Annotated in this window: 25 protein-coding genes; 15 read left to right on the forward strand and 10 right to left on the reverse strand. The window is 40.1% G+C overall.

Going from position 1 to position 25,305, the window contains the following annotated elements; all coding sequences use genetic code 11:
* The first annotated feature begins 97 nt into the window (after positions 1–97).
* On the forward strand, positions 98–970 hold the full coding sequence (locus H5157_RS13735) for a helix-turn-helix domain-containing protein (protein WP_182724887.1): 873 nt from the start codon (positions 98–100) through the stop codon (positions 968–970).
* A 5-nt stretch (positions 971–975) separates the two neighbouring features.
* Here the strand turns inward: H5157_RS13735 and H5157_RS13740 are convergent, their stop codons facing one another.
* Positions 976–2,115 (reverse strand): LysR family transcriptional regulator, encoded by a 1,140-nt coding sequence (locus H5157_RS13740; RefSeq protein ID WP_259399363.1) that lies wholly within the window; start codon positions 2,113–2,115, stop codon positions 976–978.
* 197 nt (positions 2,116–2,312) lie between these two features.
* On the opposite strand from H5157_RS13740, the gene H5157_RS13745 reads away from it, so the two are divergent.
* From H5157_RS13745 to H5157_RS13785, 9 genes are read left to right on the forward strand one after another with little or no spacing between them, the layout of a single operon-like run.
* Positions 2,313–3,002: a 4-carboxy-4-hydroxy-2-oxoadipate aldolase/oxaloacetate decarboxylase gene (locus tag H5157_RS13745; protein WP_154903784.1), complete on the forward strand. Its 690-nt coding sequence runs from the start codon at positions 2,313–2,315 to the stop codon at positions 3,000–3,002.
* Positions 3,003–4,076 (forward strand): 4-oxalomesaconate tautomerase, encoded by a 1,074-nt coding sequence (locus H5157_RS13750; protein WP_182724889.1) that lies wholly within the window; start codon positions 3,003–3,005, stop codon positions 4,074–4,076.
* A gap of 49 nt (positions 4,077–4,125) precedes the next feature.
* A complete protein-coding gene (locus H5157_RS13755) occupies positions 4,126–5,145 on the forward strand; it encodes an amidohydrolase family protein (RefSeq protein ID WP_182724890.1) in 1,020 nt (339 codons plus the stop codon).
* The gene (locus tag H5157_RS13760) at positions 5,142–6,035 is read left to right on the forward strand and encodes an amidohydrolase family protein (protein WP_310736087.1); all 894 of its coding nucleotides are present in this window, start codon (positions 5,142–5,144) and stop codon (positions 6,033–6,035) included. Before H5157_RS13755 ends, H5157_RS13760 begins: the two co-directional genes overlap by 4 nt.
* A gap of 9 nt (positions 6,036–6,044) precedes the next feature.
* The gene (ligA, locus tag H5157_RS13765; protein ID WP_154903787.1) at positions 6,045–6,434 is read left to right on the forward strand and encodes a protocatechuate 4,5-dioxygenase subunit alpha; all 390 of its coding nucleotides are present in this window, start codon (positions 6,045–6,047) and stop codon (positions 6,432–6,434) included.
* Positions 6,435–6,436: 2 nt separating this feature from the next.
* A complete protein-coding gene (locus H5157_RS13770; RefSeq protein WP_154903788.1) occupies positions 6,437–7,276 on the forward strand; it encodes a class III extradiol dioxygenase subunit beta in 840 nt (279 codons plus the stop codon).
* A 14-nt stretch (positions 7,277–7,290) separates the two neighbouring features.
* Positions 7,291–8,235 (forward strand): Gfo/Idh/MocA family oxidoreductase, encoded by a 945-nt coding sequence (locus H5157_RS13775; RefSeq protein ID WP_182681164.1) that lies wholly within the window; start codon positions 7,291–7,293, stop codon positions 8,233–8,235.
* 20 nt (positions 8,236–8,255) lie between these two features.
* The gene (locus H5157_RS13780; protein ID WP_182724891.1) at positions 8,256–9,242 is read left to right on the forward strand and encodes an aldo/keto reductase; all 987 of its coding nucleotides are present in this window, start codon (positions 8,256–8,258) and stop codon (positions 9,240–9,242) included.
* 24 nt (positions 9,243–9,266) lie between these two features.
* A complete protein-coding gene (locus H5157_RS13785; RefSeq protein WP_182724892.1) occupies positions 9,267–10,025 on the forward strand; it encodes a sulfite exporter TauE/SafE family protein in 759 nt (252 codons plus the stop codon).
* 87 nt (positions 10,026–10,112) lie between these two features.
* Here H5157_RS13785 and H5157_RS13790 read toward each other — a convergent pair whose 3' ends face one another.
* The 6 genes from H5157_RS13790 to H5157_RS13815 are packed head-to-tail and all read right to left on the reverse strand — an operon-like array spanning position 10,113 to position 15,516.
* The gene (locus H5157_RS13790) at positions 10,113–11,243 is read right to left on the reverse strand and encodes an FAD-dependent oxidoreductase (RefSeq protein ID WP_182681167.1); all 1,131 of its coding nucleotides are present in this window, start codon (positions 11,241–11,243) and stop codon (positions 10,113–10,115) included.
* Position 11,244: 1 nt separating this feature from the next.
* Positions 11,245–11,601, reverse strand: coding sequence for a Rieske (2Fe-2S) protein (locus tag H5157_RS13795; RefSeq protein ID WP_182695759.1), 357 nt, complete (start codon positions 11,599–11,601; stop codon positions 11,245–11,247).
* Between the two features lie 2 nt (positions 11,602–11,603).
* On the reverse strand, positions 11,604–12,539 hold the full coding sequence (locus H5157_RS13800) for a VOC family protein (RefSeq protein ID WP_154902988.1): 936 nt from the start codon (positions 12,537–12,539) through the stop codon (positions 11,604–11,606).
* 10 nt (positions 12,540–12,549) lie between these two features.
* Positions 12,550–13,710: a S9 family peptidase gene (locus H5157_RS13805; protein WP_182724893.1), complete on the reverse strand. Its 1,161-nt coding sequence runs from the start codon at positions 13,708–13,710 to the stop codon at positions 12,550–12,552.
* A gap of 35 nt (positions 13,711–13,745) precedes the next feature.
* Positions 13,746–14,534: a cyclase family protein gene (locus tag H5157_RS13810; RefSeq protein ID WP_154902990.1), complete on the reverse strand. Its 789-nt coding sequence runs from the start codon at positions 14,532–14,534 to the stop codon at positions 13,746–13,748.
* Positions 14,527–15,516, reverse strand: coding sequence for a fumarylacetoacetate hydrolase family protein (locus tag H5157_RS13815; RefSeq protein WP_182716392.1), 990 nt, complete (start codon positions 15,514–15,516; stop codon positions 14,527–14,529). Before H5157_RS13815 ends, H5157_RS13810 begins: the two co-directional genes overlap by 8 nt.
* 149 nt (positions 15,517–15,665) lie before the next feature.
* Between H5157_RS13815 and H5157_RS13820 the strand changes: the two genes are divergently transcribed.
* Complete coding sequence (locus H5157_RS13820) at positions 15,666–16,574, forward strand: LysR family transcriptional regulator (protein ID WP_154902992.1); 909 nt, start codon at positions 15,666–15,668, stop codon at positions 16,572–16,574.
* 43 nt (positions 16,575–16,617) lie between these two features.
* On the opposite strand, the gene H5157_RS13825 is transcribed toward H5157_RS13820, so the two are convergent.
* Together H5157_RS13825 and H5157_RS13830 are read right to left on the reverse strand one after the other, a co-directional pair.
* Positions 16,618–17,607: an MBL fold metallo-hydrolase gene (locus H5157_RS13825; RefSeq protein WP_182695754.1), complete on the reverse strand. Its 990-nt coding sequence runs from the start codon at positions 17,605–17,607 to the stop codon at positions 16,618–16,620.
* A gap of 13 nt (positions 17,608–17,620) precedes the next feature.
* On the reverse strand, positions 17,621–20,137 hold the full coding sequence (locus H5157_RS13830) for a TonB-dependent receptor (protein ID WP_154902994.1): 2,517 nt from the start codon (positions 20,135–20,137) through the stop codon (positions 17,621–17,623).
* 361 nt (positions 20,138–20,498) lie between these two features.
* Here H5157_RS13830 and H5157_RS13835 point away from each other — a divergent pair, with 361 nt between their 5' ends.
* Positions 20,499–21,701 (forward strand): MFS transporter, encoded by a 1,203-nt coding sequence (locus H5157_RS13835; protein ID WP_182724894.1) that lies wholly within the window; start codon positions 20,499–20,501, stop codon positions 21,699–21,701.
* 19 nt (positions 21,702–21,720) lie between these two features.
* On the opposite strand, the gene H5157_RS13840 is transcribed toward H5157_RS13835, so the two are convergent.
* Positions 21,721–22,614 (reverse strand): LysR family transcriptional regulator, encoded by an 894-nt coding sequence (locus H5157_RS13840; protein WP_154902996.1) that lies wholly within the window; start codon positions 22,612–22,614, stop codon positions 21,721–21,723.
* A gap of 98 nt (positions 22,615–22,712) precedes the next feature.
* Between H5157_RS13840 and H5157_RS13845 the strand changes: the two genes are divergently transcribed.
* Genes H5157_RS13845 through H5157_RS13855 form a run of 3 tightly spaced genes read left to right on the forward strand, consistent with a single transcriptional unit; the run spans position 22,713 to position 25,290 of the window.
* Positions 22,713–23,429 carry a CoA transferase subunit A gene (locus H5157_RS13845; protein WP_182711666.1) on the forward strand — a complete coding sequence of 239 codons (717 nt, stop codon included), beginning with the start codon at positions 22,713–22,715 and terminating at the stop codon, positions 23,427–23,429.
* 2 nt (positions 23,430–23,431) lie between these two features.
* Positions 23,432–24,103 carry a 3-oxoacid CoA-transferase subunit B gene (locus H5157_RS13850; RefSeq protein WP_182716394.1) on the forward strand — a complete coding sequence of 224 codons (672 nt, stop codon included), beginning with the start codon at positions 23,432–23,434 and terminating at the stop codon, positions 24,101–24,103.
* Positions 24,100–25,290, forward strand: coding sequence for an acetyl-CoA C-acetyltransferase (locus tag H5157_RS13855; RefSeq protein ID WP_182724895.1), 1,191 nt, complete (start codon positions 24,100–24,102; stop codon positions 25,288–25,290). The genes H5157_RS13850 and H5157_RS13855 overlap by 4 nt, the downstream gene beginning before the upstream one ends.
* Positions 25,291–25,305: the final 15 nt, after the last annotated feature.

A 25,305-nucleotide genomic window follows, 5' to 3' on the forward strand; every position in this document is an offset into this window, starting at 1 on the left:
GTTCTTTTATATTGCTTATTAGTTAATGTTTAAACCATTCACAATTGATGTCATCTGTTGTACTTTTGAGTCAAAGTTAATTTGAGTACACGTGCACATGAATAAAAAAATTCCATTTTATGACCTATACGGAGAGCCGTTTATTCGCCAAGAGCCAGGTGCTGTTCATGTTGAAGATATAGCTTATCGAAGCAGTGAGCTTAAATGGGAGATACCACCACATCGTCATAATAAGTTAGTTCAAATTGTAATTGTTTTTAATAACTCTTGGGCTGCGAGGTTAGATGAAAGAGAGTATCAACTGAATGGGGATTGGGGGGTAATTATTCCGGCTGGTGTTGTACATGGCTTTCATTTTAAACCACGCACACAAGGCTTTGTAATTTCAATAGACGACAGTTTTTTAGTAAGCAATTATGGTGAGACTAGCCTGAATCAATTGTTATTAAAGCCATTAACGGTTGAGTTTGAAAATGCAGCACGTTTAGTGCATTTAAAGCACTACATAGAGCTGCTAATGTATGAAATTAATTATAATGAATTAGGTGCGCCTATTGCCGTTGAGCAATTGCTAAAATTGATATTATTAAATATTTTTAGGCAAAAAAACACTACTCTTTTGGCAAGTAACGCCCGCAGTCGAGAAACAGAAATAGTCGTTAATTTTAGAAGCTTAATTGAGCTAAATTATACCTCACATATGACTATTCCTGACTACGCTGAGAAGCTACATATATCTACTTCAAAGTTAAACCGTATTTGTAAAAGTTTATTAAATGATTCTCCCAAAGCAATTACTCATCAACGTCTGATCACTGAGGCAAAGCGACGTTTAATCTATACTACACAAACAATCGACGAAATAGCGCTTCATTTAGGATTTAAAGATAGCGCGTATTTTTGCCGTTTTTTTAAGTTAGCCACTAATACAACCCCAACATTATTCAAGCAACAGTCGAATATTAACTAGCTCGATTAAAGCATGCGCGTATTGTTTTTAATTATTGTTAAAAAACGCGATTGCATTTGGGTAGGCTGCCAGTCTTTTCGTATCGCCAGTCCTATACTACGGTCAGTATCGGGCAGTGTCATCGGGCAGATAGCTAATATTCCTGTTTGTACTTCTATTTCAACTTGCTTGGCTGGTAACAAGGCCGCTCGAGAACTGTTTAATAAAATACCGCGCGCAGCAACTTGCGAGCTGCACTCTATTACATGGCTTGGTGGTGGTAAACCTCGGCTAACAAATATGTTACTAAAAACCTGCCACGCGGGTGTGCTTTTGTTAGGTGCTACCCAATCAAGTTGTTGGAGCTCTTTTGTTGATATTGTTTGGCGGCTTGCCAAAGGGTGTTGAGCATTTACTACAACACAAAGTTGATCTTTAAATAATGGAATTTGTTCAATATCATTATGTTGAGCAGGGATGCGTAATGCACCGACAATGATGTCAATTTCACCATGAAGTAAGTTAGCTAGCTGCTCTTGGTATGGACCATCTATAATACTTAGCTGGGCATCAGGAAATTCATTATTTAAAGCAATAATACTCAATGGCACAATAGCTGAGCGTGCCAATGGTAAGCTACCTACTTTTAGAGCACCATCCATTTGTCCATTAAACTCCCTCATTTCATAAATACCTTGGCGTAATTCAGAGAAAAACAGCTTTGCAAAACGATTTAGCAAGTTTGCCGTCCAAGTAGGTTCAATACCCACGGGTGAACGTACCGCGAGGTCCTTTTTACATAGTTGCTCTAAATCTTTGATGCTGCGGTGTAAGGTGGGTTGCGACAAATTAAGTTTATTGGCTGCAGCGGTGTAGTTTTTCATTTGTACTAAGTGTATGAGTGCTACTAATTGCTTTGAAGTGACAGAGCGATTAAAGGCATCTTGCTTATGTTTATTATTAAAAATAACTCTCGAAAATTCATCCAAATACTCAAATGCACGTTCAACCCGATTTAGAAAAAATATACCGCTTGGCGTCGGTGTCATCCCCGAGTGGGTCCGAATAAATAGGACTTGATTAAGTTCGTTTTCAAGTTTTTTAATGCCTTGGGTGAGTGCCGACTGGGTTAAGTGAACAGTATTAGCTGCCTTGCTTAACGACATTAAGTTCCTTATATACAAGGCGCTTAACAAATGTCTATTGTTAAAATTCATTTTTATTTAACTCACACATTAATATTTGATTACTACCACTATAGAAAAAACTAATGTCCTTTGACAGCTTTTTAAAGTTCTTTATATAGCTGACTTCAATATACTCATTGCATCAATAGCGTTTAATTATAAATAAGGTAAATAGTATGGCTGTGTGTATTACAGATATAGCGCGCCCTAATAAAGAGATATTAGAAAAATACCAAAATGCTGAAGTTGCAACGGTACATGAGGCACAAGGTCGCGTTGGCTTATTAGCCAGCTATATGAAGCCTATTTATCGCTCTGCTCGTATTGCTGGCAGTGCAGTAACATGTGAAGTGGCTCCTGGCGACAACTGGATGATTCATGTAGCTGTAGAGCAATGTCAGCCAGGTGATGTACTTGTTGTTACACCTACGAGCGGGTGTATTGACGGTTTTTTTGGTGACTTGTTGGCAACTTCATTACAAGCGCGAGGCGTTAAAGGTTTAATTATTGATGGTGGCGTACGCGATATCGCAACACTGACTGAAATGGGCTTCCCGGTTTGGTCTAAAGATGTTTATGCGCAAGGTACAGTTAAAGAAACCATTGCAAATGTCAATGTGCCAGTTGTGTGCGCAGGGGCTTATATAAAACCTGGAGACATCATTGTTGCTGATGATGACGGCGTTGTTGTTGTTGAACAAAGTCGTGGTGAAGAGGTTCATGAAAAAGTCCTGAAACGTGTTGCTAACGAAGAAGACAAGCGAAAGCGTTTAGCTTCGGGTGAGTTAGGTTTGGATATATATGCTATGCGCGAGCGTTTAGCAGCTAAAGGCTTAACTTATATAAAGCAAAGTGAGGATAAGTAAATGCACGCGGCTATTCCTTGCTCAATTATGCGCGGTGGTACCTCTAAAGGGCTTTATTTTTTAGCCAGTGATCTTCCGAGTGATTCCTCAAAGCGCGATGAATTACTGTTACACATAATGGGGTCGCCTGACACAAGGCAAATTGATGGTTTAGGTGGTGCGCATCCTCTCACCAGTAAAGTGGCTATTGTTGAAAAATCAATGCGAGCAAATACTGATGTGGATTACCTTTTTTTACAAGTTGTAGTTGATAAAGCGGTGGTGAGTGATACACAAAATTGTGGCAATTTACTCGCCGGTGTTGCGCCATTTGCAATTGAGCAGGGCTTAGTGAATGCAAAAGAAAAAACAACCGATGTACGAATTCATATGCTAAATACTGCAGCCTCAGCTGTTGCACGCGTTCAAACTCCTAATGGCAAAGTAAGCTATGAAGGGGATGCCGTAATCGACGGTGTACCAGGTTCAGCAGCGCCTATTACGCTCGACTTTCTAGATATAGCGGGTGCCAATTGTGGTGCACTTTTTCCTACGGGTAATGCCATAGATGAAATTAATGGGTATTCAATAACCTGTATTGATAACGGCATGCCGGTGGTTATTTTAGATGCTAGCGAGTTTGGTTTAGTGGGTGATGAGTCGCCTAATACACTCGAAGATAATACCGATTTAAAGCAAAAGATTGAAGCTATTCGTTTAATCGCGGCTAAGATGATGAATTTAGGGGATGTAACTAATAAAACGATTCCAAAAATGTCTTTAGTAAGCCCTGCAAAAAATGGTGGGGTAATTAACACTCGAACATTTATACCCCACCGTGTTCATGAGGCTATTGGGGTGTTAGGCAGTGTGAGCGTAGCAAGTGCATGTGTTTTAAAAGGTACAGTAGCCTATAGGCATGCTAACCAAAACTTTATTGATGGGGAGTTTGATATCGTTGTTGAGCATCCAACGGGTCAGTTTACTGTTGAAATGCAGGTATCAGGTATCGCTCAACTGAGCACTTATAAAATACATCGTTCTGCGCTGTTAAGAACCGCGCGCTTATTAATGGTCGGCTCAGCAATGGCTTGATCGACTACTAAAAGATAGTTTCAATAATACTCTCAGCAGGAGACACACAATGATAATAGACTGCCACGGACATTACACAACAGCGCCAGAGTCATTACAGCTTTTTAGAGCAGCGCAAATTAAAGCATTTGAAGAGGGAAGAGCCCTTCCAGGCGTTCCCTATATTTCGGACAATGAAATTCGCGAAAGTATTGAAAAAAATCAGTTAAAATTACTTGATGAACGCGGCTTAGATATGACTATTTTTTCACCTCGTGCATCGGCTATGGCTCATCACGTAGGTAATGAGGAGGTATCAAAACAATGGACCTCAGCCTGTAACGATTTAATAGCGCGAGTTGTTGACTTATACCCTACGCGTTTTATAGGAGTGTGCCAATTACCACAATCGCCGGGAGTACCAATTGAAAATTCAGTTGCTGAGCTAGAGCGCTGTGTTAATGAATTAGGATTTGTTGGTTGTAATTTAAACCCTGACCCTTCTGGTGGTCATTGGACTTCAGCTCCGTTAACCGATCCGAGTTGGTTTCCACTTTATGAAAAAATGGTTGAGCTCGATGTTCCTGCAATGATCCATGTATCGGGCTCATGTAATCCAAATTTTCATGCGACGGGCGCGCATTATATGAATGCTGATACCACCGCATTCATGCAATTTTTACAAGGTGACTTGTTTAACGAGTTTCCTGATTTACGGTTTATTATACCCCATGGTGGTGGAGCGGTGCCTTATCATTGGGGGCGTTATCGTGGATTGGCTGATATGATGAAGCAGCCACCACTTAACGAGCATGTTATGAAAAATGTATATTTTGATACCTGCGTTTATCATCAACCAGGCATAGATTTATTAGTAGACGTTATTGATACTAAAAATATTTTATTTGGCTCTGAAATGATTGGGGCTGTGCGTGGTATTGATCCGCAAACCGGACACTATTTTGATGATACTAAACGTTACATTGACACATTAGAAATATCGGCAGCAGACAAAAAAGCGATTTTTGAAGAGAATGCGCGTCGCGTATACCCACGCTTGGACGTCAAATTAAAAGGGATGGGTTTGTGAGTAAATTTATAATGGATGCCGATTGGCTTCATTGGCATCAATCGCCATCAAAACCTGGTTTTGAGTTACCCGAAGGTGCGGTTGATGCGCATTGTCATGTATTCGGCCCCGGCAATGAGTTTGGTTTTGCGCCCGAGCGTAAATACACACCGTGCGATGCATCAAAACAGCAGCTCTGGGATTTACGCGATTACTTAGGATTTAGTCGAAATGTTATTGTGCAAGCAACCTGTCATGGAGCTGACAACAATGCGATGGTAGATGCGCTTTTAGCATCAAATGGTTTAGCGCGTGGTATTGCAACTATTAAAGAAGATATTAGCGAAGCCGAGCTTGATAAATTACATGCTGCAGGTGTACGCGGTGTACGTTTTAATTTTGTAAAGCGCCTAGTTGATGCCTTGCCATTTGACTCGTTAAAACGTATAGCTGATCGTATTGTTAAACGTAATTGGCACATTGTTATCTATTTTGAAAGCCAAGATTTGCCCGAGCTTTATGATTTTTTCACTAGTTTGCCAACGACATTAGTCGTTGACCATATGGGGCGCCCAGATGTTACTAAACCTGTTGAAGGCGAAGACTTTGCGTTGTTTTTACAGTTTATGCGCGAAAATGAAAATGTATGGTCTAAAGTAAGCTGCCCTGAACGAATTTCTATTGATGGTCCTGATAAAGGCTACCAAGATGTTGTTCCTTTTGCGCGCAAAGTCGTCGAAAGTTTTCCTGACCGTGTTTTATGGGGCACAGATTGGCCTCACCCAAATATGAAAAGCCACATGCCTGACGATGGTAAATTAGTGGACATGATTCCACTTTTTGCACCTACTGCTGAATTACAGAAAAAGTTATTAATTGATAATCCAATGCGTTTGTATTGGTCGAAATAAGGAATACATATGGCTATTAATAAACCTTACAAAGAGGTGCCAGGTACCATTATATTTGACGCCGATATGGCGCGTTTAGGTTTTCACTTAAATCAATTTTGCATGTCGTTGATGAAAGCGCCAAATCGGAAGAAATTTAAAGCAGGTGAGAAAGTCTACCTTGATGAGTGGCCAATGAGCGAAGCACAAAAAGAAGCGGTTATAGCACGTGATTACAACAGAATGATGAGCCTAGGCGGCAATATTTATTTTCTTGCAAAAATATTTTCTAGCGACGGTATTAGTTTTCAAGCCGCAGCATCAACGATGACGGGGATGACACAAGATGAATACGCGCAAATGATGCTATCAGGGGGTCGTGCACCCGACAGCAGTAATACATTAAAGAAAGGAAGTTAATCATGGCCAAAATAAATGCAGGTGTTGCTACATCACATGTTCCGGCTATTGGGGCTGCTATTGATAATGGCATAACAGATAATGAGTATTGGAAACCATTATTTGAGGGTTATGATTACGCTAAAGAGTGGATAAAAAAGCAAAAACCAGACGTTGTATTATTAGTATATAACGATCATGCAACCGCGTTTGACTCTAATTTAGTTCCTACCTTTGCGATTGCAACGGGTGAAGAGTTTAAGCCAGCCGATGAAGGATGGGGGCCACGTCCTGTGCCAAATGTAAAAGGCTATCCTGAATTTGCTTCACATATTGCTCAATCTGTTATTCAAGACGATTTTGACTTAACTGTCGTCAATACTTTAGATGTTGATCATGGTTTAACGGTCCCGTTATCACTGATGTTTGGTCAGCCTGAAAATTGGCCGTGTAAAGTTATTCCTATTGCAGTAAATGTAGTGCTTTATCCAACCCCATCTGGGCAGCGTTGTTACAATTTAGGTAAATCGTTACGTAAAGCTGTAGAAAGTTTTGATGAAGACCTGAATGTACAAATTTGGGGGACGGGCGGCATGAGCCATCAATTACAGGGACCGCGTGCAGGTTTAATTAATAAAGAATTTGATAATGCTTTTTTAGATGACATTGTTGATGATGCTGAAAACTTAGCCCTAAAACCACATCTTGAATACATTAACCTAGCTGGCTCTGAAGGCATTGAGCTTATTATGTGGCTCGTAATGCGTGGTGCGCTCAATGATGAGGTTGAATTAAAGAAGCGTCATTATCATGTACCCGCATCTAATACTGCTGTTGGTCATCTTGTTTTAGAAAATAAATAACCTGGAGAAATTTTATGAAAGTAATTGTTGTTGGACCAGGCGCATTTGGAATTAAGCACCTTGACGGTATTAAAAATATCGACGGTGTTGAAGTGGTAGCACTTGTTGGTCGTACGCTAGAAAAAACTCAAAAAGTGGCTGATGAGTATGGCATTCCACAGGTTTTTACAAGCTTAAATGATGCGCTTAAAATTGACGCAGATGCAGTTATTTTATGTACACCTACTCAGCAACACGCTGCGCAATCTATCCAATGTATGGAAGCGGGTAAGCATGTGCAAGTTGAAATCCCATTAGCAGATAGCTGGGAGAATTCATTAAAGGTAGTTGAGGTACAAAAGCGCACGGGGCTGACTTGTATGGTTGGGCATACTCGGCGCTTTAATCCATCACATCAATGGGTTAATAATAAAATAACGGCTGATGAGTTTAGTATTCAGCAAATGGATGTACAAACGTACTTTTTCCGTCGTAAAAATATCAATGCTAAAGGCGAGGCCCGGTCGTGGACTGATCACCTTTTATGGCACCACGCTGCGCACACTGTTGATTTATTTGCTTATCAAGCAGGCGCTAAAGTGGTTAAAGCGAATGCTATTCAGGGACCAATTCACCCAGAGCTTGGTATTGCTTTAGATATGTCTATTCAATTACTAGCTGAAAATGGTGCAATTTGTACCTTATCATTATCGTTTAACAATGATGGGCCTTTAGGAACATTTTTCCGCTATATTGGTGACACAGGAACATACATAGCACGCTATGATGATTTAGTGGATGGCAAAGAAAATGCGATTGATGTCTCCGCTGTTGATGTATCAATGAATGGTATTGAGCTGCAAGATAGAGAGTTTTTTACTGCTATAAAAGAAGGTCGCGAGCCTAATTCAAGTGTGGAGCAGGTACTTGATTGTTATCGGGTGCTTCACGACTTAGAGCAGCAATTAAATAATCAATAATTAATCGCAAAGGAGGGCGTATGAATAAGCGTAAAATTAATGGTCATAGCGTTAATCCAATTGGGTTGGGCTGTATGAACTTGAGCCATGCCTATGGGAGTCCTCCCTCAGATGAAGCTGCAATTAATTTATTACACGCAGCGATTGATTTAGGTGTTGAGCATTTTGATACTGCCGCTTTGTATGGATTTGGTAAAAATGAAGCCCTACTAGGTAAAGCTTTAGCTCCACACCGAGATAAAATTTTTTTGGCGAGCAAATGTGGTATGGCGGGCGTTAATGGCAAGCGTGTTATTGATGGGCGTCCACAAACGCTTCGATCAACAATAGAGGCGTCTTTAACTAGTCTAAATACAGAAGTTCTAGATTTATATTACTTACATCGTATGGATCAATCTGTGCCGATTGAGGAGAGTGTTGGCGAGCTCTCGCGCTTAGTTGGTGAAGGAAAAATTAAAGCAATTGGCTTATCTGAGGTATCAGCCGAGTCAATAATGCGAGCAAATAGCGTACATTCGATTGCAGCAGTGCAAACAGAGTATTCGTTATGGACGCGTAATCCTGAAATTGCAGTCCTCGAAACATGTAAGCATATAGGGGCTGCTTTTATTGCATTTTCACCATTAGCGAGAGGCTTCTTAACTGAGCAGGTTACCAGTCTAGAGGTACTAGTTGAAGGTGATATTAGACGTGGTATGCCACGCTTTAATGAACCTCATTTTAGCAAAAACAAGCAATTGTTAAGTGCATTAAAATCTATCGCACAAAGCACAAATTTAACACTGGCTCAATTGTGTTTAGCCTGGGTGCTTCATCAAGGTGAGCATATTCATGTTATCCCTGGCACACAGAATAATGCACATTTAGCCGATAATGTAAGTGCTGAAAAAATTGTACTGTCAGCAGAGCAGTTAACGCAACTATCAGCTTTATTCTCACCGTTCTCAGTTAGTGGTCCGCGTTATCCTGAAGCAACTCAAGCGGAAATAGACACCGAAGAGTTTTAAATGTAGCAATTAAGGTTTTTCGTTTTGAGCTTATTACTAAATGATTTACTCACCCCGCTTTATGCGGGGATTTTAATTGCATCCGCTTTTTTTGGATCATTTATTACCGCCGCATTTGGTGCAGGAGGCGGGTTATTACTACTTCTTACAATGGCCTCAATGCTGCCTATGTCCATTGTTATTCCTGTTCATGGCCTTGTTCAGTTAGGCTCTAATGCGACTCGTGCAATAGCAACGTATAGATACATTGACCTAGATATGTTGGCTTATTTTTCAGTAGGGGGGCTGTTTGGTGCTGTGCTATCGACTACTGTAGTAACACAAATAGCACTTGAGCCGATGAAAATTGTGTTGGCAATATTTATTTTTTATTTGTTGTGGGGTCCAAAGCCCAAATTTAGTGGCACATCACCAAGCGTGCGCCTTATTGCAGGGTTAAGTACTGCCTTTCTCTCTGTATTTGTTGGCGCTAGCGGCCCAATTGTAAGCAGTTATTTGTATACAAAAGAGTATGAAAAATTAAAATTTACGGCAACATTTTCAAGCTGTATGGCACTTCAGCATGTATTAAAAGCGGCGGTTTTTAGCGTTGTTGGATTTGCATTTTTTAATTGGCTGCCTTTAATTTTTTGTATGGTTATTAGTGGTGTGTTCGGAACGTTTATAGGTTTACATGTATTAAATAAGATTCCCACATCTAATTTTAAAAAGGTATTACGACTTATTTTGAGCTTTTTATCCCTGCATTTGATATGGCAAGGCGTCCGTTATTTTTATAATTAGTTGGGATAATATAAATAATACCCCCTCGCTGTCACTCATTTTCAGCGAAGGGGTATTAACAACCTAGTTAACCTAAAATCGGGTCAGTTATATTGCTTTAGCTAAAGCAATATGGGAGTCGCGCATAATTGCAGAGTGCTCAGCTTTGTCGCCTCCTTCTATTTCAATTTGAGCAAGTCGACCTGAGTTTTCAACAACAAGCTTACAACGCTCCCAACGACGCTCTTTAAAAGCGGTTAGTGCGTGTTCTAACTGAGCATGCTTAGTTAGTTCATCAGCCAGTACAATAGCGTCTTCAATACCTATACATGCACCCGACGCTAAATGAGGTGTCGTTGCATGTACTGCATCGCCAATAAGTACGATTCGGTTTTTATGCCATGCTTCTTTAACTAATAACCCTTCAAGTGGTCGGTAATCAATTTTAGAGTTTTCATTTAGGTGAGCATGTATTTCTTGTACTACCGGTGCTGGAAATTTGGCTACAAGTGCTTTTAATAAAGGTAAAAAGTCTTTTGGTTCAATATAATTATTTTCAATTTTATCCTCTGTAACAAACATATACATTTCGTTTTTCGACATAGGGTTAACCCCTACTTTAATATGTTCGCCTACCCACATTACCGTGTTATCGATGCCTTCAAGGCGAGGCAGTACGGCTCGCCATACACCTTGGCCTACAAATTTAGGCTTTTCAGCTTCAGGGAATGTGACTTGTCGTACTTTTGAGTACAAGCCATCAGCACCAATAATTAGGTCATATGTTTTTGTTGTGCCATCGGTAAAGGTTACTGTTGCCCCATTTTCGTCTTGTTCAATAGATGAAAATGTACAGCCAAGCCTAACATTGGCATTGGTTTGTTTCGTTTTATTTGCCAAAATTTGTGCAAGTGCTGGTCGCATTATAGCGCCCGCTTTTGGAATATTAGCATTAGCCATTAATGGCGTTGGTATATGGGCCAGGTGCAAACCATGTGGGGCATATATATCTAACCCTTCATGGGCACTGCCTTTTGCTAAAAACTCTTCTAAAATTCCAAGTTGTTGAAAAGCTCGAATTGTAGCTCCACCTAAACTGATCCCAGCCCCTTCTGCTCGCCAGTTAGGATCAATTTCTACCAAATCGACAGCTATATTTTTTTTCTCAAGTTCGATGGCTGCCGACATACCAGAGAAGCCACCACCAATTATTAATACATTAGAAATACACGGGTTCATTTTAGAACTCCTTTATTGTTGTTATATCCACCCAAATTTCATTGTGTTGGTGAATATCTAATTCAATGTTTGTTAAGGCCTGATTTTTACATGGCCCTTGTGTGCAAATACCAGTGCTAATTTCGAATAAAGCGCCGTGAGCAGCACAGACTATTTGATCACTTTTTGAATCTAAGTATTTATCTTTTTTCCAAGGTAATGTGGTATCACCGTAGTGAGGACAGATATCTTTATAGCCATAATACTCCCCATTTTTATGAACTATAAAGAGGCTGTCGCGCCCTTGATTAAGAGGGTCAAAGCCTTTAGCTTGACCCTCTGTAATATCGCTTTTATAGGCGATAAATACTTTACTCATGATTACTCTGGTTTACCGGGAGGTGGGCCCATTGGTGCCCACTTTTCGCGGTACTGCAGCAAGAAAGCTTGCGAATTATCAGCACCCGGCATTGCTTCTCGTGCAGTCCATTCATCATCGTGTAAATCCATATCAGCATCATATTCAATGTTGCAGCCAAACGGACTTTTGAAGTACCAAAACCAGTTTGATCCGAATATATGACGACCTGGCCCCCAAAAGCTTTGATAGCCTTTATTAACTAAGGCAGTACCTGCCTGAGAAACTTCTGTTGGTCCGCTCATATGAAAAGTGAAATGCTCAATACCTTGCATGTGTGGCGGGGTATTTATAAAAAATAATGTGTGGTGATCGTTGGTACCGGCAGGGCGCATAAAAGGACCTACATGGGTAAAACGATCCGTTGTAATGAAGCCTAAACGCTGTGCGTAAAAAGCTTCAGCTTTAACGGCATCCGGTACAAAATACACAACATGAGAAAGGCTACGAGGCTTTGCCTTGAAGTCTGTATTAATACCAATATTGTTTACAGCACGGTTGTTTTCACACCCTGGCGCGTTGACTTTTTCTGCTGGTAGATTCTCGAGCGATTGCCGTATGGTCACTTGAAAACCAATAACAAACCCTAAATCGTCAACAGATTCGATACTGCCATCGTCTAAAGTTGTTACTGTTCGGTCTTTTTCAAGCTCTGTTTTTAAAGCATCTATTGTATGCTGATCTTTTACACCGTAAATTGTTTTACGCAGCATTGAACCGGTAGCAAGAGGATTCGGTAATGAGCTGTCATCTGCTTTTTTAATCTCAATACCTGTGCCATCAAGAGCAACAAATCGTGTTTCAGTTTTTTGTGTTAAGCCATAATCTAGTGCGAACTGCTTACAACTCTCGGTGTCTTCAACACCAAAAACAAGCGTATCGGGGCCAATAATATTCATGGTGTGATCCTTATTGTTTTTTTAATTCGTTAAATGTTTCAGCTACCCAATCAGCTATGTACTGACCCGCGTTTGAACTGTTGTCGAAGCTAGAGTGCTGTACACCACCTTCTCGTTCTGTAAAGATTTTTAGCTCACGCTTAGGGCTATTGACTAGTTGCTCAAAGGTGCGCTCGGCCCATTTAAGTGGAATTTGCGAATCTTTAGCGCCGTGAGTGACTAAAAATGGCACTTTAATTTTTTCAATTTGACCATCAAGGTGGACGTTTTCAGCAATTTCCATGAAATCATCCATATTTTTTGCACCCCAAACCCATTGCACATGTGCCCAGTAATGAGGTACGGGGAAGTCACCTTCTTTTTCTAAGCGACGTTTTTGAACGTCACGCCAATCGTGGTTTGCACCCCATACACAGCCTAGGGCAAGTCTCGGTTCATTCGCTACCGCACGAGGGCAGTAATAGCCACCTAAAGAGACACCTTCCATGCCAATTAGCTTGCTATCTACTTCATCATGTTGTTCTAACCAATCAACAACAACACTTGCCCAATGCTCAGTGTCAAAACGAGCATGGAAGTCTTGTAGCTTTAACGCTTCACCTGTACCTGGTTGATCTAAAACAAGTGATGAAACGCCACGTTCTGCTAACCATTGTGGTAAACCAACGCGATATTTCATTTCCTTTGATGAATCTAGGCCGTTTATTTGTATAAGAATAGGGGCAGGGCCTTTAACGCCTCTGGCTTTGACATAAAGAGCACTAAGGTGTTTGCCTTCATAAGGAATTTCCACGCGTTCACAGTTTTCGTGACCCAGTTCGATTGATTTTTGAAAAAGCGAAAGTGAACGTTTATACAGCTCTGTTCTTCCCGAGGCGCCATGTGCTTGAATGCGTTCACAGGTTATAAGGTAGGTTGCAGCGCGATTATATTTGTACCCTGCAGAAAGCAGTCTGCCGCGTTCTAGATCTTCTTCAGCAAGACCACATAGTTTATCGGCCATTTTAGCCCACGTGTCTCTAAATGCTTGAACGCCTTCTTTATCTGGTGATTTTGCAGCCTCTTGTAAAGGGCCACACATTTCTTCGATTTCGCCAATGCGAGCGCCCATTTCGATAGCTAAATTTACTGATAAATTCCATACATAATTCGTCGGGAAATACTTAAACATAATAACCTCTTAATAAATTAATGTGTTGTGCTCAACTACTTTTCTAGAAATGCGACAGCTCTGACAAAACCTGCTGAGGCATGTTTAATTTTGTAAGGAAAACATGAAACTAAAAAACCACTACTTGGTAGTGATGCTAAGTTTGCTAGCTTTTCCATTTGCCCATAACCAATGTCGCGACCCGCTTTATGGCCTTCCCAAATGATTGATGGGTCGCCGCTTTCTTCGAAACGTTGTTTAGTGAATTTAAAAGGAGCATCCCAGCTCCAAGCGTCGGTACCCACAACTTTTATACCGCGCTCTAAAAGATACAAGGTGGCTTCGCGGCCCATACCAACACCAGCATCAAGGTAACCAGGCTTACCGTAAACAGAGCCTGCACGGGTATTGACTAAAACGATGTCTAACGGCGATAAGGTGTGATTAATTCGGGCTAGCTCTTTTTCAACGTCTAGGGCAGTAATTACATAACCATCAGGGAAATCTCTAAAATCTAATTTAACACCGCGTTGAAAACACCACTCCAAGGGCAACTCATCAATACCAAAGGCTGGTTTTCCACCATCTGTGGTAGAGGCATAGTGCCATGGTGCGTCCATGTGAGTGCCACTATGAGTGGTGATCTCTAAACGTTCAGCCGCCCACGATTCATTCCCTGGGAGTTGATCTTTTTTTAAACCAGGGAACATTGATGACATTTCTGGCCAACCTTGTTGGTGGTCGGTATACTCGATTTTTGGTAATAATGGCGGTGGATCGGTATAGGGGTTATTCTCAAGCGTTACCGATAAATCGATTAATGTGTATTGTGATGGATTAAACATGTGTATTCTCCATTATGGCTTCTTGTTTTATATCTCCAAATATTGACTTGCCCTGCGAATCTAGTACTCGCATATGAACTGTTTCGCCAGATTGTAAAAAGTCTGTTTGTGGTTTGCCTGTGGCAATCATTTCCTTAGCACGTAGCTCTGAGATACAGGCTTGTCCTTTACTAATATCTGCGTTAGAAACAGTACCTGAGCCAAACACGGTGCCCGCTTTAATAGGGCGAGTTTTAGCGACATGGGCAATTAATTCATGAAAACCAAAAAACATCTCTGTGCCATCAGGCGCACCAAACCATTTGTCGTTACGGTAAACTTCTAGTGGCAGTGAAATACGACCATTACGCCAGTTTTCACCAAGCTCATCAGGGGTAATAGCAAATGGTGCGAAGCTGGTAGGGCCTTTAGCTTGTACAAAGCCAAAACCTGTTTTCATTTCTCTTGGCCCGAGTGCGCGATAGCTGATGTCGTTAAGCATGACTATTAGACGTATTTTCTCAAGTGCAAACTCTGGACTACTCCCCATTGGGATGTCACCGACCATCACGCCAAATTCGCCCTCAAAATCAAGACCAACTTCGTTACTTGGAGCTGCAATTTTATCATTAGCGCTAAGAAAGCTATCGCCAGCACCTTGATAAACAAGTGGATAAATATCAGCATCTTCGATTGGGTCCAGATGAAATGCTTGCTGCATCAACACGCCATGATTTAAAAAAAGTGAACCGTCTAACCATTGCCAACTACGTGGTAAAGGGGCCATTAATTGAGTGTTACACACTTTATTAATGCCTGTTAGCTCAAGTGCGTTAAGTGCCTCGTAGCGAAGTAAAAGCTTATCTTGTATAGCAGGCCATAAATCTAGTGCCTCTTGGAGCGTGCCGGCTAGGTCGCTAATGTCTACGTAGTCAGTTAGATCCTTTGAGACTAATACAAGCTGACCATCTGGTTTTGAATTATTAATTGTTGCAAATTTCATTGTGTGTCCGCAGATGTTGTTAAACTTTGGTTTAAGTCATATTAATACTTCATTTGCAATTGATGAAATTGAATGTTTAGATAGGTTGTATCAATAATTTTAATACTTAAAAATAATCAAAATTTAAAAATCAGCAGTGGGCCAATGTTATGAGATTTGAGCATTTAGATTTAAATTTACTGGTTGCATTAGATGTTTTACTAGAAGAAAAAAACATAACCAAAAGCGCTAAGAGACTGCATTTATCGCAGTCTGCTATGAGCAGTATTTTGGGTAGAGCACGTGCCTTTTTCGAGGATGACTTGTTGGTGCAAGTTGGTAAAACTATGCAACCGACACCTTTTGCGCTTGAAGTTCAAGTACCAATTACTGAAGTACTGACAACCATTAGAGGCGGGATTATTGGTAAGCGATTTAATGATCCATTAAAAAGTGAACGTCATTTCAAAATTGTTGCATCGGATTATGTTATTCAAGTTCTGTTTTCTAGTATTTTAACCGAGCTTGCTACGTTAGCTCCATTATTGACGTTTGAGTTTTTATCGCCGTTTTCGCATGAAGTTAATATACTTACCAAAGGAGGAGCCGATTTATTTATAGCACCGGAATCGGTAATGCTTGATGGTTACCCTAGTTCATTACTTATGGTTGATGAACTTGCATGTGTAGTCGATATGGATAACAAGTTAGTTGCTGGTGATGTAATTTCAGCTGAACAAGTTGGCAGTATGGGGCATGTGTCGGTAGGTTTTGCACGAACAAGTCATTTAAGTATTGAAACATGGTTAACGGAGACGATGGGAGGAAGTCGAAAAGTTGATATTATTACAAATGACTTTTCTACTATGATTTATACTTTGAAGGGGACTCAACGCGTAGCTATTTTACCCAAAAAGTTTGCCAATATACACGCACAAAAGCATGGTTTAAAGGTCGTTTCATTTCCCTTTGATACACCCCTTTTAGTTGAATCAATGATGTGGCACCCTACACTTAATAACGACCCTATACACCGGTGGTTAAGAGAAAAAGTAATTTCTACTGCACAAAACTTATAAAAAAGTCGCCTTAATAGGCGACTTATAGTTTTATATAATTAGGTCAGTGCTTTAATTCATACCGATTCAAATCTTGAGCTATTGATATCGTCCCTTTGTATTCACCTTGCACTTGCTTGGTATAAAAGTCGATTTCCTCTGAAGTATCTAACCCTGGCGCCATATGAGTAATAACGAGTTTTTTTACGTCTGCTGCTTTAGCCAGCTCACCGACCTGCTGAGGAGATAAGTGATGCTTTGAAAGGTGCCTATGAATACCTTTAAATTTTTTCTCTGGCATACGAGGATTCGTTTTCTTAATTTGATTAACGGTATGATCAATATCCATCATCTCACTAACTAATAAATCAACGCCGTTTGCGAGTTTTTCTACGGCCTTACTAGGGCCCGTGTCACCAGTGTAAACAGCAGTATAACCATCATCCAGTGTAAACTTAAACGATAAAGCTTGAAACTTGTTCCATTCGTCACTGCCTTTTGGCCAGCTATAATGAGTGTTTCTAATTACATTTAGGGTAAAGTCATCAAATTTAATATCTGAGCCATCTTGAACCTCAATTACTTTAATATTGTTATTTGCAGGAGCTGGAACTTGACCAGGAACACCATAATGACCTAATGCACCGTAAGTCATGTATTTAAAAATACCATCAACGGTTTGCTGAGTACCTGGCGGGCCATATATAACAAGCTCATTATTAGCACTTGTTTGCCACCTTAAGCTAATAATTGCAGGCAAACCACCTGTGTGATCAAAGTGAAGGTGACTTAAAAATATAGCATCCACATCCTTTATATTAAGTCCTGCTTTTGCTAATTGCCCTGCAGTTCCATCACCCGCATCTACTAAATAGGTATTACCATTAACAAGCATCGCATTAGCTGGTTGAGAGTGTTTTGCATTAGGAATAGGGCCTGCCATCGTACCTAGAGTTATCCACTCATTTTTTGTTTCGCTTGCGTTACCGTTAAACGTAAATGCTAAACAGCCTATAGATAGAAATAAATTAAATAAAATACTACTTTTTTTCATTGTGTGTGCTCTCTTAATAGAAGTCATATTTAAATGTAATGCCGTATGTTCTTGGTTTTTCATAGGTTGATACCATGGTGTTGCCACCATTTGCAAATAACTGTGATGTTGCTTTTATCTCTTCGTCAGTTATGTTTCTTACATATGCGAGAATTGACCACTTATCATTTGCTGAAAATAATTGCATAGAAGTGTCTAAGGTAATAACATCTTCAGCACGCTGTGATGGTAAGAAGTCAAAGCCAACCCAACGTTCGTCGCGGTAACGAGCATCAAAAGACACCGATGCCGAATAACCATTATTAAACTCTAAGTAATGGTTAATACTTGCAGTTAAAGAAAGTGATGGCGAGTTTCTGCCTTCCTTACCTGAACAGTTGACATTATATGTGGGCTCCCCATCAGTCATGCTTATTACCGTTGTGTCACAACCAGTCACAACATTTACAGCTTCGTCTGGCGTTTTTTGAAGGTAACTAAACTCTTCAATCTCATTTTTTAGGTATTGAATATTACCTTTGATTCGTGTTGCTTCAGTCAGTTGATAAAGAATATCAACTTCAACGCCTTTAATACTTGATTGACCTATATTTTCAGTAAAGAATGCAGAATTACCATTACCATCAATACCAAAGTGACTTGCCTGTTGATCTTCATAATCCCAAATAAATGCCTCAGCATTGATTTGTAAATAATTATCTAAAAATCTATTTTTAGAACCAAATGTCCATGCATTTATATACTCAGGTAAAAACTCTTCACGACCTGCTGTTGGACTAAACCCTCCTGAACGATAGCCTGTTTCGTAACTAGTGTAGAGTAAATTACTATCAGCAATATCGTATTCTATTGCTGCTCGATACGTTATTTCGTCATTTTCTTGAACACGGTCAATTTGTGTTTGGTTAATGAAAAGCAAGTTTGCACGCAGGTTATCTGGCGCACCAGGAAACAACGGAATTTGGCCATACGGAACAGGACCTCGATTAGCTATAGGAGCTCCTTCTGGCAAATCCGCTGGATCAATAGATGCAATTGTTTCTGCAACAGTTGCACCAACAGGAATAACTGGCGCACCGTCACAATTAGGGATTTCTGGTCCGCCAGGGTAGGCTGGTAAATCTCTAATACATAAATTTAGAAATACATCCGCTTGTCCCTTAAATTCTTTTTTATCTTTGGTCCAACGCACAGCACCAACGAGTCTAAGATCATCAGAGATGTGATATTTACCATGAACAAAAAACGCGGTTGACTTTGTACTGGAGTTTTCAATATCTTGCGTTGATTGCAAGCTGTATTGGTTAAATGAGGCTAGACCATCAACTTTTTCATCAAAGTAAAAGCCACCCATAATTAAATCAAGCGCCCCTACGGTTGTAGAGAAACGAGCTTCTAAACTAGATTGCTGGTGATTTTCTTGATTAATAGCTGCTTGGAAAGCGGGATTATTAAATAAAACGTCAACCGTATTCTCTCTATAAGCCGGAATAATTGTTAGATCACCCAATGATGTTGCAACGTTTAACTCTGCCGACACCCCCATATACTCGTTGTCTATATAAGGGTCATATAGGGGAGTGATAGAAGTAAATGCTGGCGAGGTTATTTGGCCTGTGTAGTATTCAACTGCAGCTGGTGTACCTGGGCCTGTATGAGGAGCTGATACGTTATCTGGAGCAGGATTGAAGTTGTAACCTGGAATATTTTTTGGGTGGTTATTACTTCCTTGGAGTGGGAATCCGTAACTACCTTCAAATGAAGGTGAATTACCATTGCCTTTTGTTGTTGAGTAATCTGCAGTGACGGTAAGGTTTACATCTTCTGAAAACTCACCAAATAAACGTGCGCGGAATGCGGTATCATCTGTTGCCGCTGTACCATCATCGTTGTAGCCGTCATTTTTAGTTTTGCCAATCGCAAAACGAGCTGCCCAGTCATCGCTTATTGGTAAATTGACAGCACCAGAAGCTGTTATTGTTCCATAGTTAGCAGCACCAATAGAAATATTGCCAAATGTCTCACCAAGTTCAGGTTTTGTTGAAATAACATTGATCGCACCCGCTGTTGCATTTCGGCCATAAAGAGTGCCCTGAGGTCCCTTTAAAACCTCTATACGTTCTACATCTAAAAATGATGCCGTTGTGGCTGTTGGGCGCCCTAAAAATACACCGTCTACGTTAAATGCTAAAGCAGCATCTGTGTATGCATTTACAGCAAAGTTACCAACGCCTCTGACAAAAAATACAGTATTAGAGCCGCCACCAGAGACAACATTGAGTGCAGGTGATATTTTATTAAGCCCTGTTGCATCGGTAACACCGATGCGTGATAGTTCTTTACCTGTTGCGGCATCAATAGGTACAGCCACATCTTGTAAACTTTCTGTTTTTCTAAGTGCTGTAACCGTTATTAACTCAATACCACTATCTGCTTTAGGTTCTGTAGTTTTTTCGGCAGTTTGAGCCGAAATAGCTAAAGGTGCTAAACATGCAGTCAGAATACATGAACGTAAATACGATTTGTTCATAGTTCTATCCTTATAATTGTGTGTGTAAAAGCGTTTTACTAATAACTTGTTAATACAAGTGACGAGATTGCGATGTGTGTGCAACGCAAAAGTAAAGATAAAGTAAAAACTGCATATCAAGTTAATTGATTTTTATGATTGAAGTTACCTATTTCATAGATACATGAGAGAACTAGGCACTCTAGCGAGGAAAGGTGATAAAAAAGGTAATTGCAATTAACTATTTATTTACGTGATACATTCTATCTAAATATTAAATTCTACAATTGGAAACTTTCAACACATAGTGGAGCCTTCGGGTTTGTATTTAATGACCCGACAACACACTAAGCAAAACACACAATAATTAAAGGAAGTTTTTATGAATACTATCTCGCCCACTGTGGCTTCTACTAAACACGGTATTATTTTAATTTTAGCGGCTATTATGCCTGTTATGGCAGTCATCTCCCTTGTTCCTGTGCTGCCTATGTTACTTGAAGAGTTTAAGCATATTAGTGGTTATGAGGTTTTAGTGCCTATTGCTATGACTATTCCTGCACTCTGTGTTGCTGTATTCTCTCCAATTGCGGGTTCTCTTTCTGATAAGTTTGGCAGGAAGTCGCTCCTTATTTTTGCTCTGTTAATATACAGCGCTGTTGGGGTATTACCTTATTTCTTGGAAAGTTTATCTCATATAATAGTATCTCGTATTTTTTTAGGTATTACAGAAGCGGTTATTATGACAATTGCTACCGCATTAATTGCTGACTACTTCATAGGAAAAGAAAGACAAAAATGGATTTCTATACAAATAGCGTCAGTGAGCTTAAGTGCTATTTTTCTCATTGCACTTGGCGGTATGTTGGGTGAAGTATTGGGTTCAAGAGGCCCATTTGTTTTATACTTACTTGCCTTGCCTGTTGCTTTGCTGGTTGCTTTAAACTTATTTGAACCTAAAGTAAGAGCAAATGAGGACAAACAACTCACGGGATTCCCTGTAAAAAAAGTACTGCCTCTATTATTTATAACACTATTTGTTGGTATTATTTTTTATTCTATGATTGTAAAACTAGGTGAAGTACTGTCGATTAGTCAGGCAGTGACGCCTGCTATTATTGGCGGAATAGGAGCTTTAGCAAATATAGGTGTTGCATTAGGTGCATTTTGTTACGGAAAAATTAAGCATATCTCAGGGCCACTTTTATTATGTGTTGGTTTTGGTTTAAGTGCCTTTGGTTACTTTGCAACAGCAGTGTCTTCTTCAATTGTAATTTCATCAATAGCTATTTTTATTGGTTGCTTGGGTTTTGGCTCTTTATTACCAACGACTTTAACATGGGTATTAAAGCTACTCCCTGAAAATGTACGTGGTAAAGGAACTGGGATGTGGACGGGTATGTTCTTTTTAGGTCAGTTTACAGCACCTATTGTTGTAACTTTACTTCAAAAAACATTGGACTCTTTGAGTGCTGTGCTTGTGCTAATTGCTATTTGTTGTGCAATTGCATCGCTGGTCGCTGCAATAAAAAGTAAAGGTGCAAGAGATTTAAAGTGTGATGATACAAATAAGGCACCTGTTTGAACATTCAATGGGCCTAAATTCAATCTCTTAACTCCAATGAATAGAGCTTAATTGTTTCAAGCATTGATTTAGCCGCGATAGATAAAGACGTGATAGGTTTAGAAATAACGCCTACACGTCTTGCAATAATAGGGGAATTTATTTCTCTGCATATTACGCCTGCTTCTAATGCTTGCTCTTTGCAAAGTGCAGGTACAACAGCCACTCCTAAATCATTACTCACCATCCTTATAACAGTCGCTAACTGGTGCGCATCAAATGCAGGGTTGAGTGCAATGTTATGCTGCGAGAGAGTGTCTTCAATTAGCCCTCTGACAGAAGAGGGACTTTGCAGAGTAATTAACTCAAACTTTAGTAGCTCCGACCAACTAATACTATGGCACTTAGCAAGCGGATGAAATTGAGGTAAAACCACAATAAATTGATCGTTATAAAGCGGATGAAATACTAAGTCACCATTATGTTTAGGCTCAAATGAAATACCGAGTTCCACCAAGTCAGCATTTACCAAGTCAATAACCGTATCAGATAAGACATCGTCCACTGAGAGTTTTATGTTTGGGTACTTTGTATGAAAACGCTTAATTATTTTTGGCAAAATTGAACTGGCAAAAGAGGGCATGGCTGCGATAGATGTATGCCCAAGATCCAGTGCAAATCGCTTTTTCATCTCTCGTTCTGCTGCGTCTATTTGGTTTAATAAGTTTTTAGCGACAGGTAAAAATGCTTTACCTTCTTGGGTGAGTACTAATGTACGTGTTGTGCGAGTTAATAATTTACCGCCCAAGCTCTCTTCTAAATTTTTGATACTTAAACTAAGCGCGGGTTGCGATAAGTGTAATTTAGCTGCGGCTTCTACAAAGCTTAGGCTGGAAGCCACCTGCGTAAATGCCTTCAATTGTTTTATATTCATTTATAAGAAAAACTAATTAATAAAACATAATTATAAAATTAACTATATCTTGCTTTGTTGTCAAACTAATAAACACATTCTTAATTTGGACTTAAACAATGGCTGGATTTAATAAAGTAGTAATTACGTATTCTCAAGCGCTTGAAGGACTTGAAGACGGTATGACCGTTTTAGCTGGTGGCTTTGGCTTATGTGGTATACCTGAAAATTTAATCAAGGAAATTAGTAATAAAGGCACAAAAGAGCTAACGGTCGTATCAAATAACTGTGGCGTTGATGACTTTGGTTTAGGGTTGCTGCTTGCAAAACGACAAATCAAAAAGATCATTGCCTCTTATGTTGGCGAAAATGCAGAGTTTGAGCGACAAATGATGTCTGGTGAACTGGATGTTGAATTGACCCCTCAAGGCACATTAGCCGAAAAAATGCGTGCCGGTGGTGCCGGTATTCCTGCCTTTTTCACCGCAACGGGTTATGGAACTCCAGTTGCACAAGGAAAAGAAGAACGTAACTTTAATGGTAAAACTTACATCTTAGAAGAGTCGATTAAAGGTGATTTTGCCATTGTTAAAGCTTGGAAAGCTGATACATATGGTAATTTAGTTTATCGAAAAACAGCACGTAATTTTAATCCTTTAGTTGCAACAGCTGGCACAGTTACGGTTGTTGAAGTTGAAGAAATTGTTGAAGCAGGGCAATTAGATCCCGATGAAATTCATACCCCTGGGATATATGTGGATCGGGTTATTAAAGGTTCATTTGAAAAACGTATAGAACAACGCACAACTCGTGCTAAACAAGTTCAAGGAGTGTAACAATGGCTTTATCCCGAGAGCAATTAGCAATGCGTGTTGCGCAAGAACTACAAGATGGATACTACGTTAACTTAGGCATTGGTATTCCGACGCTTGTTGCTAACTATGTCCCTGAAGGTATTGAAGTAATGCTTCAATCTGAAAATGGCTTATTAGGCATGGGTCAATTTCCAACAGAGCAAGAAATTGATGCTGATTTAATTAATGCCGGCAAACAAACGGTGACTATGGCAACCGGCGCCTCTGTTTTTGATAGTGCAGAGTCGTTTGCCATGATCCGTGGCGGGCATGTTGATTTAACCGTATTAGGTGCCTTTGAAGTAGATGTGAATGGTAATATTGCGTCTTACATGATCCCTGGTAAGTTAATTAAAGGGATGGGAGGTGCTATGGACTTAGTGGCGGGTGCCGATAACATTATTGTCACTATGACCCATGCATCAAAGCATGGTGAATCAAAGTTATTAGCAAATTGTACACTGCCACTAACTGGTAAGGGCTGTATTAAAAAAGTGCTAACTGATCTCGCTTTTATGGAAATTAAAGACGGTAAATTTCATTTGTTAGAAAGGGCGCCGAATGTCTCGGTAGAAGATATTCAACGGTTAACAGCAGGTGAGCTTGTTATTCCTGAGCATGTACCCGAAATGGACTTGCCCGAGGTGGTAGCATGAAGGCTGTTATTGTTGCTGCAAAAAGAACCGCAATTGGTGGTTTTGGACAAAGTTTATCAAGCCTATCAGCTATTGAAATAGGTAGTCAGTTACTTAAAACCGTTCTTGATGAAACACCGCAAGTAAAGCCACACATTGAGGAGGTGATTTTAGGGCAGGTGCTAACAGCTGGTTGTGGCCAAAATCCAGCAAGGCAGACAGCACTTAATGCCGGACTACCTATTAATGTGTCTGCTTTTACTATTAATCACGTATGTGGCTCAGGACTAAAAGCGGTGCAATTGGCTGCGCAATCAGTTCTTTGCGGTGATGCTAAAATGGTGGTTGCTGGTGGGCAAGAAAGTATGTCTCAGGCGGCGCACGTATTACCCAATAATAGAGTACCTAAAAAATTAGGTGACTTATCTTTGGTTGATAGCCTGATAAAAGATGGTTTGTGGGATAGTCGCGAAAATATACATATGGGAATTACAGCTGAAAATATAGCTGAAAAATTTGCTGTTTCTAGAGCGGAACAAGATGAATTTGCAGTTCATTCACAGCAAAAAGCAGCAAATGCTATTAGCAGTGGTTTATTCAAAGATGAAATTGCCCCTATTTATATTGCAAAACGTGGAGGCGATATCCAGAGTTTTGATGTTGATGAATCAGTAAAAGCTGATACACAAATTATAAACCTTAGTAAGCTTAGGCCTGCGTTCAAAAAAGACGGTTCAGTTACTGCTGGAAATAGTTCGACTATTAACGACGGCGCAGCGATGGTGGTGGTTACTACAGACGAGTATGCAAAAAAGTTAAACTTACCTATTTTAGCCGTGATTGAAGCTACCGCTTGCGAAGGTGTTGAGCCGCTTTATATGGGGGTGGGGCCTATAGCCGCTACGCAAGCCGTGTGTAAAAAAGCGGATTGGCAAGTGCATGATATTGATTTAATTGAGGCTAATGAGGCATTTTCAGCCCAAGCGCTGCATGTAATTAATGAATTAGGGCTTGATCCTAAAAAATTAAATGTAAATGGGGGGGCGGTAGCTTTAGGCCACCCCATAGGTGCTTCAGGTTGTCGTATTTTAGTCTCGCTGATATATCAAATGCAGCGAGCTAATAAAACAAAAGGGTTAGCAACACTTTGTATTGGTGGTGGTATGGGCATTGCTATGTTGGTTTCGCGTGAGCGCACAAAGGCTTAATAAGTTGTAATATTT

The organism is Pseudoalteromonas sp. SG43-3, from assembly GCF_014164385.1.
In the GTDB taxonomy this organism is placed as follows: domain Bacteria; phylum Pseudomonadota; class Gammaproteobacteria; order Enterobacterales; family Alteromonadaceae; genus Pseudoalteromonas; species Pseudoalteromonas distincta.